This window comes from Holtiella tumoricola, from assembly GCF_027857615.1.
GTDB lineage: Bacteria > Bacillota > Clostridia > Lachnospirales > Cellulosilyticaceae > Holtiella > Holtiella tumoricola.
In genome coordinates, this window is record NZ_JAQIFT010000013.1 from 1 (window position 1) to 18,408 (window position 18,408).

An 18,408-nucleotide genomic window follows, 5' to 3' on the forward strand; every position below is an offset into this window, starting at 1 on the left:
AAGTCCGTTCGACTTGCATGTGTTAAGCACGCCGCCAGCGTTCATCCTGAGCCAGGATCAAACTCTCAATTAAAAAGTTTGTCATCTGACATTTTGTACTGTTAAGTAGTACTGACTCGAATCTTTAAGATTCATTTTGAATCGACTGGTTTAATGGTTATTTGATTAAGTTGTCCATGCTTATTTCGTAAGCACTTGTTTATATTACCAATTAATACTTTCGCTGTCAACCTATAAATTGTAAAAATCTTGTTCAAAATTCATTATGTTTAGTGTATAATGAAGAAGCACACTTACGGCAAAGGATGAAGACTATGAAAATACTAATTGTTTCAGATGTAGAAAGTACATATATTTGGGATTTTTTTGATAAAGAAAAGTTTAAAGACATTGAACTGATTATTTCTTGTGGCGATTTAAAGGCATCTTATCTTTCTTTCCTTGTAACAATGATACCGGCACCACTTTTATATGTTCCAGGTAATCATGATGTAAGGTATTTAGATCAAGAACCTGAAGGTTGTATTAGCATTGATGACCAAGTCTTTATCTATAAAAATATAAAAATAGCCGGTCTCGGCGGTTGTATCGAATACTCTGGTGGCCCTTTCCAATATACTGAAAAGGTTATGCAAAAACGCACAAAAAAACTTATGAAGGCTTGTCAAAAAAAAGGTGGTTTAGATATACTTGTAACTCACTCACCTTCATTAGGCATAGGGGATGGCGATGATTGGGCTCACAAAGGTTTTGCCTGCTTTCATGATGTTTATGAGAAACTTTCACCAAAGTATCATTTACATGGTCACCAACATCTGAATTACGGAGCTAAAAATAAACGTCAGCTTATCGTAAATGAAACACAAGTTATTAATGGTTTTTCTTATTACATTCTTGATTATCCGAATCCTGAATAAATAAAAAAGCAAGTACATGTTTAAATGTACTTGCTTTTTTATTTTAAATATCTATCCTTCATTGTGTACAATATTTTTCATATAACTAAATGGATCTGTTGGTTTTAGATCTTCAGTATTAGGAAGTTCTCCTTCTACCCCATCCACAAGCCAATCCATGTTAATAATATCTTCATAGTCACATACTTGACCTGTTTTCACACGAAGCACTTTATTTTGATCATAAATAGGTCCTATAAATGGATTAAATTCATTTCTTATAATAGCAGTTTTAACGCCTTCTACTAATGATTTCATTGGCTGATTAATATTACGATTTGAATAAAGCACATCTACAATACCTGTATTCATCCCTAACCAGAAATTCATTGGTTGGTCTCCAGCTGAGATATCGGCAAGTGTTTTCCAAGTACCTGTTAAAATATTACGGATAACACTTTCATAAAATACACCCCAGTTCCAAATAGCCATTGCATAATGTTTTTTATCCTGTTCATCTTTGCCTATTGCATAAACACCATATTCTTTTGACATATCACCTGGTACCGGTAGATCTTCATTTGAAATAATATCTACCCCTGCTTCTATTAAATGTTTTGCAACATCTTTACCTTGCTCTGGATTATCCCATCTATATGTCCACATCGCTTTAACTTTGGCATAAGGATTTACTGCGCGTACACCAAGAGTGAAAGCATTAATACTAGAAACCACTTCTGAAATAGGATAAGGTGCTACATATCCGATAATATTAGTCTTTGTCATTGCACCTGCTATCATCCCCAAAATATATCGTGGCTCGTGAATACGTCCAAAGTAGAGCGTTAAGGATTTATAAGAATGTGTTCCGGCACAGTTGAAGAATTTAACCTCTGGATACTGCATGGCTGCCTTTAAAGCAGGTGCAACAAAAGTTGGGCTGGTCGTAAAAATAATATCATATTTTTCTTTGGCCAGTTGCTCAAATACTTCATAAGCTTCTGCACTTTCAGGAACATTAATAATCTTTGTTGTTTGAATTTGATCCTTGAAGATATTATTAATGTGTAAACGTCCTAGTTCATGGCTATAGGCCCAACCAGAAGTTTCTGGTGCTTTTGCATAAACAAAAGCAATTTTCAAAGTACGTCTAAAGCTTAAGCGATCTGTTATAGAACTCAACATACCTTTTTTCTTAGGCACTTCTAAAGAGTCTGTTTTAACATTAGCCTCATCTTGTTCAATCGCTTCTAATTCAGCGATTAACTTCTGAATATATTCTTTATGCTCATTTGCAGTAATTTCTTCTGGTAAGCCATAGATCTTAAGGAAGTTTAGAAGTGCATCACCTGTGGTAATTTTAAGTCTTGCGCCACCTTCTTTAAGATAGATATTTCTAAATGGTCGATAAATCTCTGCTATAAATTGCTTTTCTTTAGAGTCAAATACATTTTTACTCCATTTATACTGATTAATAAATTCATTTAATTCTTTAAAACGTCCTGGTTGTGTAAACCAGATGATATTAATATGAGTATTTTTATAAAAATCTAAGAACTCATAATAAATGGTATTGACTTTATTACCTGGATCCCTTTTAGGTACTAAACGTGTAACATAAGCATTAAAAGACGTGGCACCCACATATTTGAGTACACTTACTCGTTTATTACCTTCTACAACAAAAAATCTATTTAAATACTCATATACTTTAATAGGGTCACGAATACCTTCATTAACATGCGCACGATATAAACTCATCCATTTATTTGCAAACTCAGTATTAATCCCCATAAGTGGCATAAAATTATGAGCAAATGAAATGCTTCTTGAATGGGTATAGGTTCCTGTAATTTTATTAATTGGAATTTCTACAAGTCCTAAAGAAACTTCGGACAAAATTTCACTAGATTGCATAACGCCATCTAATGATGGTAAATAACCAATTTCTCCTTTGTTTACCATAGCATTCCAAGATTGCTTAGCACTTTTATTTGCTTGTTCGTAAACATTTTCAAGCTCTAATTGATTCATATCTTCACCCCTTTATTAGGATTATTTAATTATGTAAAATCATTTACGGTCAAAGTTTTCTATATTATTTTCATTAAGTCCCCAGCTTAGTATACGTCCATCTAAGTTATAATACATTTCAAACTGCTTTTCATCTATATTATATAACATTTTACTTGGAGAAAGAATTTGATATGTTGGCGATTCAATGACTTCATTCAAAGTCATTGTTCCATCTGAGTTAAAAGTTACTTCCTCTCCTGTTTCCTTAGAAATCCAGGTTCCAACCAGTTTAGGTTCATTATATTGCTCAATCGTATATAAGCATCCCCCACCTATACCTAACAGACACATTGTCCCTATAATAATACGGCCTATAGAATTTTTCTTTTTATTTTTAGTAGACTTATAAGTCGACATGGTCTTGCCCCCTTTTAATGATTACTCATTATACAATAAAAATTGCCATTTTTCAATGTATCCATAAGATAAAAGAGCCTAATAATTACAATTAGGCTCTAATGTAAATCTTTTTCACTGATGCTAAATTCCATAGTTCCTGATGTATAGGGTGCAACTTCATTTAAATTAAATACAAGAACTAAGTCTCCATGAGGTGTGATGTAGAAATTTTGGTCATCTTGAATCTTAAGATTTCCATAAATCTCGTCATTTAATAAAGTTTTTGCGTCCGCTCGTTTTTCAATTTGTTTAAGGATAAGGCCTTGAAGTTTATCTTTATAATTTGCTTCATCTTTAAACAATTGATCCAGTGTGAGAATACGATTTGTCTGTAAATCTAACGTTACGTACTTATAGGTAGAAAGCCCATGAGCACCGCCTTTATATTGGTAGTCAAAGAAACTGATAACAAAATATGGACTTTTAGTTTCTTTTATAGTGTATTGACTAATCAGTTCATATTTGTTTTTAGATGAATCATGTTTCGCTTCTTTAACAAGCTTCTTTTGTAAATCTGTCCCATGTTTCTTTAGGATGGCATTAATCTTTTTTTCAGCTTTTTTATCCTTTAAGCCACTAATAGCAGGATACTGAATTTGTACATGCCATTTTTCTTCATTTTGCATATTACTTTGCTCTTCTACTTGTACTTCCATTGGAACAGCCATAACAAATATAGCTGTCCCAGGTGTATCATTTGTGCGTTCTTTGCTTGTTTCTTCAGCATAACAAGGTATTATATTTAGAAAAACACTTAAAAATAAAATCAAAGCCATTTTCCTAGCCATTTTTAAATCCCCCTGTTCATTGATGAAGTTACAAATTTAGTATGTGTAATTTACGCCGCTTTATAATAAGCAAACATTTGCAGAACTGTTTTCTATTTCAATGTATAGGTAAAAATAAGGTTTTATTTGTAATTTTATTGGATAAATATTGGATGAGTAGTATACTATAAAAGATAGAATGATTAAATAATTTGAGGTGTAGGAAATGAAAGATATGACTGAACAGATTCAATATATGCATCGTTTTTTTAAAACAGGCAAAACATTACCTATAGATTTTAGACTTTATTTTTTAAAAAAATTAAAAAGATATCTTATGGCTCATCAGGAAGATTTAGCTAAAGCTCTCTATGCAGATTTTAAAAAACCATACTATGAAACTTATATGACTGAAATTTATATGGTCCTCCAAGAACTTGATCAAACCATTAAAGCACTTCCTAAATGGGCAAAGACAAAAAACTATACAGCTCCTTTCCCTCTTTTAAGTGGCACAACACAAGTGACCCCTAAACCTTTTGGTTTATGTGCTATTTTTTCACCTTATAACTATCCTATTCAACTTTCTCTTTCTCCTTTAATTGGTGCACTTGCAGCAGGGAATTGTGTGATCTTAAAAGTTTCTGAGTACACACCACATACTTCTAGAGTGCTTAAACGTCTTTTATCCGAAGTTTTCCCACCTCATTTAGTATGGACATTAGAAGGTGATGCGACTATCTGCGAAACGCTATTAAACCAGCCTTTAGACTACATTTTCTTTACAGGCAGTACAGCTACCGGCAAGAAAGTAATGGCACAAGCCTCAAAGCATCTCATTCCTCTTACATTAGAACTAGGGGGCAAAAATCCTGTTATTGTAGATTATAGTGCGGATCTAAAAATAGCTGCTAAACGTATTGCATGGGGCAAATTTATGAATGCAGGCCAAACTTGTGTCGCACCTGATTATGTTTTAGTTCATGATAGTGTGGTAGATGAATTTTTAGAGGCCTTAAAAACTGAGACAGAACGTATGTTTAAAGATAAAGCAAATCTTTCTCGTCTCATTCATGAAGGCCATTATGTACACATTTTAAAATGCATTAACGAAGATAACATCTACTATGGTGGTCATTTTGATCCTGAAGATCTTTATGTGGAACCTACTATTTTATATCCAACAAAGTTAAGTGATGAATGTATGCAAGAAGAAATCTTTGGACCAGTGCTCCCCGTCCTTACTTTTAACAAACTTTCAACCGCTATCGAAACTGTACAACGTTTTCCTAAACCACTCGCATGTTATATCTTTAGTGAAGATAGGTTGCGTACCAATCATCTTTTAAAAAATCTTTCTTTTGGTGGTGGTTGTATTAACGATACCATTATGCATTTAACCCATTCAAAAGCCCCCTTTGGTGGTGTAGGTTATAGCGGAATAGGTGCTTATCATGGTAAATATAGCTTTGAAACCTTCTCACGTCCACAAACCATTTGTTATAGTTCTAAGTTTGAGCTTCCTCTTCGTTATCCTCCTTACGATCGTACACTTCCACTTTTAAAGCAATACATTACAAAACGTTTTTAGATAAAAAAAGAGACTGTTTTCTAACAGCCTCTTTTTTTACTTTTAAAGATCTAGTTTCATTTCTAATCATCACACTCATGACCTGTGCAAATACAATCATGACCCGTTTGTTTTTTAATTTTATTAAGTTGATCTAAGAAATCATCTATCTCACCAATTTCCATACGATCATTAGTATGCACATCATAGATTTTACCTTTATTAAAATCTCTTAAAACATACGTGCATCCATTACTATCGTCTTTATGAATACAACGATAGCCTTCTTTATATTTTTCTTTGAGAGCATCTACATTTGTTGGCATAAAAAAACCCCCTTTTATTTAGTTAAAATAACCTAAATCAAGGGGTTTTATACATCTTAACGTCTATCAAAATTTAACTTTTTAATTTCATTTTGTTTCTGACTCGCTTCTATTTCATGGGTATAAATAGATAGTGTAATAGATGGATTACTGTGGGAAATTAATGAAGATAATGTTGTAATATCCATTTTAGCTGCAATACAATAAGAAGCAAAGGTATGTCTAAAAATATGGGCATGAATATGTCTTCCAAGTACTGTAGAAAGTTTAAGCATTAAATCATGAAGAGAGCGTGATGCTAAATGCTTATTGCTATCTTGACGACTTGGAAACATATAAGGAGAAGCTTCTAAGTTTGAAAGAATCTCTTTATTTTCAAGTTTTTTAAGCTGCATTTGATAAACACCTAAAAACTCCAATAACTGAGGATGAATAGGAATATTGTTATATTTAAATCCCTTTGCTAAAAGCAAAATACTATTGGTTTGGATATTAATATCTTGTTTTTTTATACTTACAGCTTCCGTTGCACGACATCCTGTATAAAGTAAGATACCTATAAGAAGCCTATTTCTGATCCAACAATAATATAAATAATCAAAATGATTGCTACTCCCTAATAGTACTTCATTTTCACCAATTTGACCATCTATGTAATCAATGAGTTCTTCTATTTCTTCTGTAGTTAAAATTTCTTTGGGTGCTTTAGTCTTACGCATTTTAATAGGATCAATATATTCGTACAAACGTTCATCACATAATCGTTTTTCATAACAAAATTTAAGAAACCGATGTAATACGACACGTTTACGTTTAAGACTTGCAGGTTTTAGATCTTGACTTTGAAGTTCAATTAAATAATCCTGAATCATTTCAAAGTTAATTTCTTCAAGATTCACAGCTTCTATACACTCTTGCCATTGATTAAGATCTTGCATATAAGCTTTAAGTGTATGAGGTGAAAGCTGCATGCCTTCTAATGAGACTTTAAAATAATGAATACTCTTTTGAATCGTCATTCAATACCTCCTCTCCTAAAAAATTATATTATAAAAGGGCTGTTAAAACAGCCCTTACTTTCTTATTATTGAGCAGGTTTTGTGCATTTTTTGTAGATTACATAGTACATAACCCCAATAAATACCCCACCGATAAGATTTCCGATCGTAACTGGAATTGCATTATTGACAAAGAAGTTTCCCCAAGTTAAAGTATCTAACTTATCTGCAGCTACTCCTGACATTTCTACAAGTTCTGGATTCATTTTAATAAATAAACCAACTGGAACATAGTACATATTAGCTACAATATGTTCTGCTCCACTAATTGCAAATGCAAAAATAGAGAAGAAACCTGCTAATATCTTACCTGTTACATCTTTTGCTGAGTAAATCATCCAAATACCAGCACATACAAAGATATTACAAATGATTGCTAAACAAAGTGCTTCAGTAAAAGGTAAATTCGACTTTGTAATGGCTGTTTTTAAAGCATAAGCTGCAAAGCCACCATCACTCATTCTAAACAAACCTGTATTTGCTTGCAAGAAAGCAATAGATACTGCACCTACAAAATTACCAGCAAGTACAATCACTAAGTTTTTAAAGAAGTCAATTACTCTTGTACGTTTTTCTAAAGTAGATAAGACAATCAGACAGTTACCTGTAAAAAGGTCTGCTCCATTAAGTACAACAAACATTAACCCTATTGGGAATACTGCACCTGTTACAAGTTTTGCTACACCTTTATCATGAATAGCATGTGCTGCAGTTGATGAAGCTAACGCCCCAAGTGCTATATAAACACCCGCCATAACTGCCATTAAAAAAATTGCAAGTACCGTACGATTAACTTTTGCAACACCTGCATCTGTTGTGTAATCTAAAATCTCATTTGGTGCTAAATAATTTTTTGCCATTTTATACACTCCTTTTCCAATCAAAGAGTATACCACCTATGCCTATTCATTTCAACATTATTCTTTCTCATTTTCCTTATTCAACAAAATTTGTTGTATTTTTGTCTGAAGTTGTTGCATATCGCTATAATATTTTTCTTGTATTTTTGTCTTTTCTTCATTAAATATAATATTTTGTTCTAGTAAGGAATTTTTAAGTTCTAATTCATACTTCTCTTTAACGGTAGCTAATTCTTGTGTATATTTTTCTATCTCTAATCGAAGTACTTCTTTACTTTTTTCTATTTCTCTTTGACTAAACCAAAGTTCTGATGCAATTTCATCGTTACGTACTTGTAAACGTTCATTTTCACTAGTACGTTCTTCTATTTCTATTTCTAAGCGCTCCCATTTACTATTTTCTCCTTTTAAGCGTTCGATTTCTTCTTCATACTTGTCGCATAGTACATGATGTTGCTTCATTTGTTGTTTTTGTTCTTTAACAACTTCTTCTAACTCTTCTTTTTCTTTTTTTAATCCACAAATCTGTGCTTCTAGGTTTTTCTTTTCTTCCTTTAAAGCTTTTATCTCAGTTTCCTTTTCTTCTTCTAACTTTTTTAATGTCTCTTTAAACATTTCTTGTTTCTCTAATAAAGCAATCTTTTCTTTTTCTTTTTCACTTAACAGCTCCTCTACTTCATTTACCCGATCTTCTACTAAAAGGTTAACCCTTTCACCCATATTTAAATACATATTTTGAATACGATTTAATAGTCTTTGCAATTCATCTATATCTTGAACCAATACACTTTCAGACTGTTTTTGACGTTCTAATTTATAGGCACTCAATAACACACTCATAAACTCTTTCCCTGTTAGTTGAGTGTTTTTCATCATCTCTGCTAACTCATTTTTCATCTCTTCTGGTACCTTTACACCAAATGTTACATCTGCCATTTATATTTCTCCTTTTAAGGTTAACCTTATTCTATCTAGGTTAACCTATATATTTTATAGTTAACTCTTTTATTTTTAACATAGTTAACCAAAGTTAACCATTATTTATATATTAGCATAGTGGATATAATTAGCACAACCCACCACAGATAATTATGTATTATCTGTGGTGGGTTTTTGATTTAAAAATAAGAAGTTGATAAAAGGATAGAAGAAAGGATTAAAAAGTAAAATGGGGATAAAAAGAAATAATAAAAAGGTAGAGGTATGAATTTTCTAACTATTTCTATCATCAGTGATATAGCCAATGTGATATAAATCAAATTCTTTAATAAAGCAAACTCAAGTATAAATTTAAAGAGAATCATCACTTTCTAGATAAGATCGTACAATAAAGATTTAAACAAATGAAGATATTTAAACAAAATTAAACTACCTTTATCCATGTACTATAGATAAAGGTAGTTTAGAAAATATTGCTTTTTGTTTATCTTCCTACACTTGTATTATCAGCAGCTCTATCCCTTAATTCATATATAGGATTTTCCTTATCCTCATAACGATAGTCTCGACCTTTTTGACAAATATAATCATGAATAACTCTGTGACTCGGAACTTGATCAACATCATGATTTAAAGTATTTTGGAATTTATAGAACTCTGATTCAGAGGATAATTCTGATACATTAGGATAATTATCTTTTATGGAAGTTAATTGTACTGTAGTTCCTAAAACATTTCTTACATATTCTTTATTTTCACCTAATGTTAATAGTTGTGGAAAACATCCATCAGGAATAATTTGTTGCCATTCTTTATTTTCATATTTCTTGAGTAGATTCGCAGCTTGATGTAAATGATTTACTTCTTCAATAAAATGTTGTTCCCATATTTTCTTAATATATGGATCGGTTTCATCTTCATAACAAGAATAGTATAAATAACACTCTGTATATTCATGCTGTAAAAGACCTTCAAGCCAAGTCATTTTTGCATCAAGTAAGCTACCATAATGACTAACATGTTGCTCTTCAATAAGTGCAATCTCCTGATATAAGCTTCTACCCCTATCTGAGTCATAAAAACCTGCTATATTCATATAATAGTTCATTGTCTGCTGTTCTGCAGCCGTAATAATACCAATATTAAGTTTAGTAATAGGATCGGCTTTACAAAAATCTACACATGCCCTAATATTATCAGCTGGATATCGATGTTCTGATATAGTAGGTCTTCCTGGCATAATTTCTGTATAATGCCCTACCAATTGTTCAGCTTTAATTCCTTTTTCCATTTCTAATAAATCTGAATAGCGATAAAGGTGATCAAAATCTTCTAGCAAAGCAAAATCTAAAGCCATCTTCACATGTTTATCAGGTTCTCTTTGTGCTAGTCTTGCTGTAAGATCTACTGCAAGTTGTTCATAACTTATAGTAGTCTCCAGAATAGATTCATCTGCTGGTTTAAGAACACTGATCATTTTTTGTTGTTGCTGTTCACTTCTCCTAGTTACAGCAATTTCTCTCCGTAATTCATTATTCGTACAGTGTCTTGAAAAATTATGCGAGAACCATACTGCTTCATATTCCGTACCATTCATTAAAATGATACGGGTTTTTGTATAGGGATCTACTTCATTTTTATTATAAGGCTTTGGATAAATTTTCTTCCAATCTTTAAATAAATTATCTGTTTTGATAGGTTTCTCTAAAAAAGGATTCACTTTAAAATCATCTCCATTCTTAATTTTAATATGCCAGTTCTATATTCATTTTATCAACTTCCTAATTGTAGAAAGTTAGATTTCTATGAAATAATCTTATATGTCTAGTTTGTGTAAATTCTCTATTTAAAATCCAAGAATAAATTGTAAAATTATTACCATTTAAAGTCAATTCAGGTTTAAAATATAAAAAAAAAAAAAAAAAAACACACCGAGGTCTCAGCTCCTCGGTGTGTATATATAATTCCTTTAAATAGATAAAAGATAAAGGACTAAAAAGATTAGGCTTCTATAACAGCTTCATCATCTGTCATGATAATTGTTTCATCTGTACTTGATACAAAGAGACAAGCTGATAAGTCACCTGTTACATTAACTGATGTGGTCATCATATCTAGTATACGATCTACACCAGCAATAAGTGCAATGGCTTCAAGTGGTAGACCAATTGACGAAAGTACCATTGTCATCATAACAATTACTGTTCCAGGAATTGCTGCCGCACCAATTGATGCTAAAGATGCTGTAACAATTAGAATGATTAATTGACTTCCTGAAAGTTGAATACCATAGATTTGAGCAATAAATACCGCACAAGCAGCTTGGTAAATTGCACCACCATCCATATTGATTGTTGAACCTATATTAAGAACAAATTGTGCAACTTCTTGTTTAACACCTAAGTTTTCTTTTGCACATTTGAGTGATACCGGTAAAGTTGCAGCACTACTTGCTGTTGAGAATGAAAGCATTTGTGCTGGTAAAATACTTTTAATAAATTGCATTGGATTCATTTTTGCAAAGATTTTTGCACTCATTCCATATACAAAGAAACATTGTACAAGGCATGCAATAAAAATTACAAGAATTAATTTAATTAATGAAACAAGTACACTCCAACCATTTGTTGCTACAACATCTGCAATAAGTGCACATACAGCAATTGGTGTAATACGCATAATCATTTCAACGATTTTGTACATAATATCAGAGAAATTTGTAAAGAGTACTTTTGCTGCACTCGCTTTTTCACCTAAACTATTAATTGCTACACCTACAAAGGCTCCGAAAATAATAACTTGAAGTGTATTACCATCTGTTAAGGCTTTAAATGGATTACTTGGTACAATATCAACGATTAAGCTCATTAAATTTGTTGTTTGAATAACAGGTGCTTCTGCATTTCCTAGAAGCACACCTACACCCGGTTTCATAATAAGTGCAAGAGTCATTCCAATACATGCTGCTAAAACTGTTGTTGTCATATAATATGTAAGTGTTTTCTTACCCATAAGACCTAAACGATTCATATCCCCTACATGGGTCATACTTGAAACTAATGTACATAAAATTAGTGGTACAATAACCATCTTCATTAAATTAAGGAAGATCGTTCCTATAGGCTGAATCACATATTCTAGTAGCCCATTAAATTGTCCCATTTGGATAATAATTCCTAGCACTACCCCTGCCAGAAGTCCAATAAAAATTTTGCTCGATAAACCTAGTGATTTCTTCATATATTTCCCTCCGTTTGTATTCTGTATGATTGTATACAATTATACGTGAGTGATAGGATAAAAGCAAGTGCTATTTTCAAATTTTGGAATATCATCTAAATATTTTAAAGATGTTCTAGCTATCTTACATATAAAATTACAAAAACACATGTACATACCCTTATCCGAATTAAGAAAATAAAAAATAGCCAAAATAAAATGAGCAATTACTCCATCCTGGAAATAATTGCCCATTTTATAGTTGTATATCTTCTATTATTTAGCTAAATGGGTTGCACATACATAAGCTGTTGAAAAAGCTGCTTGTATATTGTACCCACCTGTATCACCGTCAATATCTAACACTTCTCCAATACAATAAAGACCTTTTTGTTTACGACTTTCCATTGTAGTTGGATTAATTTCTTTAAGAGAAATACCACCGGCTGTTACCATAGCAGAATTCATTCCACCAATACCTGAAAGATTAAAGGTACATCTTGTCAGTTCTGTTACAAGCATCTCCCTTTCCTTTTTAGAAAGTCTTGCACAGGTCTGGTCATTTGGAATACCTAAATGTTCTAAAACCGTCTCACAAAAACTACGTGTAAGTGTATCAAATTGCTTTAAATAAGTTAATACCCCTTCTTTTCCACGCTCAGGAATCTCTTTTGCAAATTGATCACGTACCATTTCATAAGTCATAGGATAAAGATAGTTCACTGTGAGTTGATCCCCTGGCATCATCCATCTTGTAGCATCTAAAATAACTGGACCAGAGAGCCCTTTATGTGTAAAAAGTAAACTCCCATGGCGTTCTACTTGTTTCTTGTTCTCGTGCCACAAAGTAACGCCTGCATCTTTAAAAGATATACCTGAAAGTGCACAATAGGTACGCTCATGAGTTGTTACATAAGTTAGTGCTGGCCTAGGTTCAACAACTGTATGTCCTAAAGCACTTGCTAACCGATAACCATCTCCCGTACTTCCTAGATGAGGGAAAGATTTTCCGCCTGTTGCGACAACCACATGATCTGCTAAATAACGTTCGCCATCTTGTGTCTCCAATGTAAAAATACCATCATAGCGTTCAATATGTGATACGCCTTGATTGTATTTTACTTCTACATTGCATTTCTTACACACCATCAATAAAGCATTCAATACATCTATACTTTTTGAACTTTTAGGAAAGACCTTACCATTTTCCCTTGTTTCGCTACTTATTCCTGCCTGTTCAAAAAATCGAATAGTATCTTCATTGGTAAAACGAGTAAGTGCACCTTTGATAAACTTCTCATGATCACCATAACGTGTAAAGAAATGTTCAATAGGACCACTATGCGTAAAATTACATTGCCCACTTCCTGATATTAATAACTTCTTACCTGCCTGTGCATTTTTCTCTAAAACAAGCACTTTTCTACCCGATTTTCCTATTTGACCCGCAGCAAAAAGCCCTGCTGGTCCAGCACCTATAACAATGGTATGATAATGCATAGCGTCCTCCTTCGTTTGATTTAATCTATTTGAATCGCATAAATTTATATCTTAGTTGTTTTTTAGCAACCTTTATAGAATAACAAGAATGCTGTCGAAATGCAATGTTTTTTATCAACTTTTTTCTTTTCTCTAATCTCTCTAAGAGCTATTCACTTTTGTACAACTTCATTTATAGTTAAATTCTTCCACAAGTGTCCTAAATTTATACTGTCTACCCATTCTTAATACAGCATAAGTACTCCTAAATAGATAAGAGGTTGATCGGAATCTTCCAATCAACCTCTTATTTTAGAATGTAAATTTAGTTTTTATTTAGACTTTGCTTCACTTTTGAATACTTTTCGATTATCCCAAATGTATTGCCCACCTGAGACAACAGTTAAAATTAATGCTGCATAAGCTAATAAAGTAGCAATCAGTGGCCAAATACTTAACTGAATTGGAGCTAAGTATACAATAATCATGATCATTTGTACAACTGTTTTAATTTTTCCAAGTGAACCCGCTGCAATGACAATATTTTCATTAGCAGCTACAAGACGCAAGCCTGATACTGCAAATTCACGAAGTAAAATGATTACAACAATCCAAGCTGGTAAAATTCCTGCTGGAAGGACTGTACCTTTGTCAACAATCGCAATCATAGCAGCTGTTACAAGCATTTTATCTGCTAAAGGATCCATAAACTTTCCAAGATTGGTTACAAGGTTATATTTACGAGCTAAATAACCATCCAAAAAATCAGTGAAACTTGCTATCACAAATATAGCAAGTGCGATCCATAAAGTAACTGGCAAGCTTAGCCATGGATTCCATATCACAGCCATAAAAACAAACACTAATAGTATTCTTGCTAACGTAAGTTGATTAGCAATATTCATAACTTCATCCCCATTCTTTGTGAACTTGTTAGATTAAAGCCCCAATTAAATCGTAATCACTTGCTTCAGTAATTTCTACGTCTACGTAATCACCAGAAATTAACTCACCTTCAAATGGAATGAATACTTGTCCATCTATTTCAGGTGCATCTTGGTAAGAACGTGCGATATAAACATCTTCGCCTGTAAGTTTACCTTCAATGAGCACACGCATTTTTTGTCCCACTTTTTCATGTGTTAAAGCTTCTGAGATTTCATGTTGAATCGTCATAATAATATCTTTACGTTTTGCTTTAACTTCTTCATCAATTTGCTCTGTAAGACGTGCAGCAGGTGTGCCTTCTTCTTGTGAATAAGTAAATACACCTAAACGGTCAAAACGCATTTCTTTTACAAAGTTGCAAAGTACTTCAAAGTCTTCTTCTGTTTCTCCAGGGAATCCTACAATTAAAGTTGTACGAATCGCCATACCTGGAATCTCTTTGCGTAATTTTGTCATTTTAGCAATAAGCTCTGCATTTGTGCTCTTTCTTGCCATACGTTTAAGAACTGGGTCTGCCGCGTGTTGAATTGGAATATCTAAATAGTTACACACTTTATCATTTGTTTTGATTTCTTCAATAAGTTCATCTGTAATATTTTCTGGATAACAGTAAAGAATACGAATCCATTCAATACCTTCTACTTGTCCAAGGCGACGTAAAAGTTTTGCTAACGTTTCATCACCCGGTAAGTCTGTTCCGTATAAAGTTGTATCTTGAGCAACTAAGATGAGTTCGCTTACACCATCTTTTGCAAGACGTTCTGCTTCGTTTACAAGTTGATCCATTGGACGTGAACGGTATTTACCACGAAGAGATGGGATAATACAGTAAGTACACTTGTTATCACAGCCTTCTGCAATTTTCATATAAGCAAAGTAACCTGCTGTTGTTAAGATACGTGGCATATTTTCAATATGTTCACGGTCAATTGTATCAAAGTTTTGAACTTTAACACCGTTTTCTTTAAGCACCTCAGAAACTGTTTCAACAATTTTGTCATAAGAAGTTGTTCCTACTACCGCATCAACTTCTGGCATTTCATCTAAAATTTCTTGTTTATAACGTTGCGCCATACATCCTGTTACGATAAGGGCTTTACATGCACCTTCTTCTTTATATTTAGCAACTTCTAATATTTGTTCGATACTTTCTCTTTTAGCATCTTCAATAAAGCAACATGTATTAACTACTAGGACCTCTGCCTCAGATTCATCTGCAATAAGTGTAAAGCCTGCTGCATTTAAGAGGCCTAACATATGCTCGCTGTCTACTAAGTTTTTGTCACATCCTAAAGATACAAAGGCAATTGTATGTTTCAAATTCATTTCTCCTTCCTCATGGCTGCTTGTACGCAATTGTGCATCAGCATAGCAATAGTCATAGGACCTACGCCTCTTGGTACAGGTGTCATGAGACTTGCAATCCCTTCACAAGATGCAAAATCTACATCACCACAAAGTTTGCCATTTTCATCTCGGTTCATACCTACATCGATGACAACGCAACCTTCCTTAAGCATATCTCCTGTAACCATTTTAGCTACACCAACAGCCACTACAAGCACATCTGCTTGTTTTATTTCTTCTTGTAAATTTTTTGTTTTTGAATGACACATAGTTACTGTAGCATTTTCTCGTAATAAAAGCAAACTAATTGGTTTACCAACAATATTACTTCTTCCTACTACAACACATTTTTTACCTGTTAATGCTACATCATAACGTTTGAGTAGCTCCATAATCCCCGCTGGTGTACAGCTTACAAATCCAGGCGCTCCTACTAAAAGTGCACCTGTGTTAGCTACATGGAAACCATCTACATCTTTATATGGTGCAATGGTTGCAATTACTTTTTGCTCATCCATATGACGTGGCAATGGTAATTGTACTAAAATACCATGAACATTCTCATCTGCGTTGAGTGTTTCAATAAGCTCTAATAAACTTTCTTCACTTGTTTCTTCTGGTAACTCATAAGAAAAAGATTTAATACCTACATGCTCACATGCTTTTTTCTTGTTTCCAACATATACTTTTGACGCACTATTCTCCCCTACTAAAACAACTGCAAGACCAGGATAAATACCTTGGTCTTGCAATACTAGAACTTGTTCTTTGAGTTCATCTTTGATTTGGGTAGAGATAAGAGCACCATCTATGATTTTTGTCTCCATATACTATCCCTCTTTTCTGATCTTTAGAATAAACCTGTAATAACACCTTTTTCATCAATATCAATTGCTTCCGCTGCTGGTTTCTTTGGTAGACCTGGCATAGTCATTACGTTACCTGTAAGGGCTACAATGAATCCAGCTCCTGCTGATATCCTAACTTCTTTGATTGTTGTTGTAAAGCCCTCTGGCCTTCCTAATGCTTTTGGATCATCAGATAAGGAGTATTGGTTTTTCGCCATGCATACTGGAAGATGACCAAGGCCAAGACTTTCAATACGTGTAATAGATTTTGCTGCATTTGCTTCAATAGCTATATCTTTCGCACCATAAATCTGAGTTGCAATGGTGTGAATTTTCTCTTTAATGCTTAAAGCATCATCATAAAGGTATTTAAATTCACTTGGTTTTGTTTCAAGTACTTCAAGTACTTTCTTAGCAAGTTCAATACCTCCTTCTCCACCATGTTCCCAAACCTTAGCTGGTGCAAAGTCACAACCAAGTGCTTCGCATTTTTCTTTAACAAAAGCTATTTCAGCTTCTGTATCTGTAATGAATTGGTTAAGTGTTACAACCACCGGTACACCAAATTTGTGTACGTTTTCAATATGTTTTTCAAGGTTTACAATACCTTGTTGAAGTGCTTCTAAATTTTCTTCTTTTAAGTCTTCTTTTGCTACACCGCCATTGTATTTAAGGGCACGGATTGTTGTTACAAGGACAACTGCATCTGGTTTTAAATCTGCTTTACGACATTTGATATCAAAGAATTTCTCTGCACCAAGATCTGCACCAAATCCAGCTTCAGTTACAACAATATCACCAAGTTTAAGCGCAAGTTTTGTTGCACGCACACTATTACATCCATGGGCAATATTTGCAAATGGTCCACCATGCATAAGAACTGGCGTATGTTCTAATGTTTGAACAAGATTTGGTTTAATCGCATCTTTTAAGAGTGCAGCCATAGCACCTTGTGCATTTAAATCACGTGCTGTTACAGGCTTACCTGAGTAGCTATAACCAATGATAATATCACCAAGTTTTTGTTTAAGATCCATTAAATCTGTTGCAAGACATAAAATAGCCATGATCTCTGATGCTACAGTAATCATGAAGCCATCTTGACGAGGAATACCATTAAGCATACCACCAAGACCTACTACAATATCTCTTAACGCACGGTCATTAAGGTCTACGCAACGTTTCCAAGTGATTGTTCTTGGGTCAATTTCAAGTACATTACCTTGGTGAATATGATTATCAATCATAGATGCTAAAAGGTTATTTACAGCACCAATTGCATGAATATCCCCTGTAAAGTGTAAGTTGATGTCTTCCATAGGTACAACTTGTGCGTACCCTCCGCCTGCTGCTCCGCCTTTAATACCCATACAAGGTCCAAGAGATGGTTCACGAAGTGCAATAATTGCATTTTGTTCAAGTTTGCAAAGTGCTTGTCCAAGCCCAACTGTAATGGTTGTTTTGCCTTCACCTGCTGGTGTTGGATTGGTTGCTGTAACAAGGATGAGCTTGCCATCTTTATTGTCTTTAACATTTTCGAACAATTCGTGTGAGAGTTTTGCTTTATAGTTTCCGTAAAGTTCAAGACTTTCTTCTGGTATACCAGCTCTTTTAGCAACTTCTTTAATCGGGTCCATAACAGCTTCTTGTGCAATTTGAATATCAGATTTAAACAT

Annotated in this window: 16 protein-coding genes and 1 rRNA gene; 2 read left to right on the plus strand and 15 right to left on the minus strand. The window is 33.5% G+C overall.

The window, feature by feature from the left end:
- Nucleotides 1-73: ribosomal RNA gene (locus PBV87_RS02625) — 16S ribosomal RNA — on the minus strand; the annotation flags it as partial.
- Between the two features lie 241 nt (nucleotides 74-314).
- Here PBV87_RS02625 and PBV87_RS02630 point away from each other — a divergent pair.
- Nucleotides 315-917, plus strand: a complete 603-nt coding sequence (locus PBV87_RS02630) for a metallophosphoesterase family protein (protein ID WP_053984950.1) — start codon at nucleotides 315-317, stop codon at nucleotides 915-917.
- A 51-nt stretch (nucleotides 918-968) separates the two neighbouring features.
- Here PBV87_RS02630 and PBV87_RS02635 read toward each other — a convergent pair whose 3' ends face one another.
- The 3 genes from PBV87_RS02635 to PBV87_RS02645 form a co-directional block, all read right to left on the minus strand.
- Complete coding sequence (locus tag PBV87_RS02635) at nucleotides 969-2,930, minus strand: BMP family ABC transporter substrate-binding protein (RefSeq protein WP_053984951.1); 1,962 nt, start codon at nucleotides 2,928-2,930, stop codon at nucleotides 969-971.
- A gap of 39 nt (nucleotides 2,931-2,969) precedes the next feature.
- Complete coding sequence (locus tag PBV87_RS02640; RefSeq protein ID WP_271011051.1) at nucleotides 2,970-3,329, minus strand: hypothetical protein; 360 nt, start codon at nucleotides 3,327-3,329, stop codon at nucleotides 2,970-2,972.
- A 98-nt stretch (nucleotides 3,330-3,427) separates the two neighbouring features.
- Entirely contained in the window at nucleotides 3,428-4,159 is a 732-nt protein-coding gene (locus PBV87_RS02645; RefSeq protein ID WP_053984953.1) for a DUF3298 and DUF4163 domain-containing protein, read from the minus strand.
- Between the two features lie 214 nt (nucleotides 4,160-4,373).
- Here PBV87_RS02645 and PBV87_RS02650 point away from each other — a divergent pair, with 214 nt between their 5' ends.
- The gene (locus PBV87_RS02650; RefSeq protein ID WP_271011052.1) at nucleotides 4,374-5,729 is read left to right on the plus strand and encodes an aldehyde dehydrogenase family protein; all 1,356 of its coding nucleotides are present in this window, start codon (nucleotides 4,374-4,376) and stop codon (nucleotides 5,727-5,729) included.
- Nucleotides 5,730-5,791: 62 nt separating this feature from the next.
- Here the strand turns inward: PBV87_RS02650 and PBV87_RS02655 are convergent, their stop codons facing one another.
- From PBV87_RS02655 to PBV87_RS02705, 11 genes are all read right to left on the minus strand, one after another.
- Entirely contained in the window at nucleotides 5,792-6,034 is a 243-nt protein-coding gene (locus PBV87_RS02655; protein ID WP_053984955.1) for a hypothetical protein, read from the minus strand.
- A gap of 56 nt (nucleotides 6,035-6,090) precedes the next feature.
- The gene (locus PBV87_RS02660) at nucleotides 6,091-7,053 is read right to left on the minus strand and encodes a tyrosine-type recombinase/integrase (protein WP_271011053.1); all 963 of its coding nucleotides are present in this window, start codon (nucleotides 7,051-7,053) and stop codon (nucleotides 6,091-6,093) included.
- A 65-nt stretch (nucleotides 7,054-7,118) separates the two neighbouring features.
- A complete protein-coding gene (locus tag PBV87_RS02665) occupies nucleotides 7,119-7,952 on the minus strand; it encodes a formate/nitrite transporter family protein (protein WP_053984957.1) in 834 nt (277 codons plus the stop codon).
- A 57-nt stretch (nucleotides 7,953-8,009) separates the two neighbouring features.
- Complete coding sequence (locus tag PBV87_RS02670) at nucleotides 8,010-8,888, minus strand: hypothetical protein (RefSeq protein ID WP_271011054.1); 879 nt, start codon at nucleotides 8,886-8,888, stop codon at nucleotides 8,010-8,012.
- Nucleotides 8,889-9,375: 487 nt separating this feature from the next.
- A complete protein-coding gene (locus PBV87_RS02675) occupies nucleotides 9,376-10,611 on the minus strand; it encodes a hypothetical protein (protein ID WP_053984959.1) in 1,236 nt (411 codons plus the stop codon).
- A 281-nt stretch (nucleotides 10,612-10,892) separates the two neighbouring features.
- The gene (locus tag PBV87_RS02680; protein WP_053984960.1) at nucleotides 10,893-12,131 is read right to left on the minus strand and encodes a dicarboxylate/amino acid:cation symporter; all 1,239 of its coding nucleotides are present in this window, start codon (nucleotides 12,129-12,131) and stop codon (nucleotides 10,893-10,895) included.
- Between the two features lie 255 nt (nucleotides 12,132-12,386).
- Entirely contained in the window at nucleotides 12,387-13,610 is a 1,224-nt protein-coding gene (locus PBV87_RS02685; RefSeq protein WP_053984961.1) for a BaiN/RdsA family NAD(P)/FAD-dependent oxidoreductase, read from the minus strand.
- A gap of 311 nt (nucleotides 13,611-13,921) precedes the next feature.
- Entirely contained in the window at nucleotides 13,922-14,494 is a 573-nt protein-coding gene (gene pgsA / locus PBV87_RS02690) for a CDP-diacylglycerol--glycerol-3-phosphate 3-phosphatidyltransferase (RefSeq protein ID WP_053984962.1), read from the minus strand.
- Nucleotides 14,495-14,522: 28 nt separating this feature from the next.
- Nucleotides 14,523-15,863 (minus strand): 30S ribosomal protein S12 methylthiotransferase RimO, encoded by a 1,341-nt coding sequence (gene rimO / locus PBV87_RS02695; RefSeq protein WP_271011055.1) that lies wholly within the window; start codon nucleotides 15,861-15,863, stop codon nucleotides 14,523-14,525.
- Entirely contained in the window at nucleotides 15,860-16,711 is an 852-nt protein-coding gene (gene folD, locus PBV87_RS02700) for a bifunctional methylenetetrahydrofolate dehydrogenase/methenyltetrahydrofolate cyclohydrolase FolD (protein ID WP_271011056.1), read from the minus strand. The genes rimO and folD overlap by 4 nt, the downstream gene beginning before the upstream one ends.
- 23 nt (nucleotides 16,712-16,734) lie before the next feature.
- The gene (locus tag PBV87_RS02705) at nucleotides 16,735-18,408 is read right to left on the minus strand and encodes a formate--tetrahydrofolate ligase (RefSeq protein WP_271011057.1); all 1,674 of its coding nucleotides are present in this window, start codon (nucleotides 18,406-18,408) and stop codon (nucleotides 16,735-16,737) included.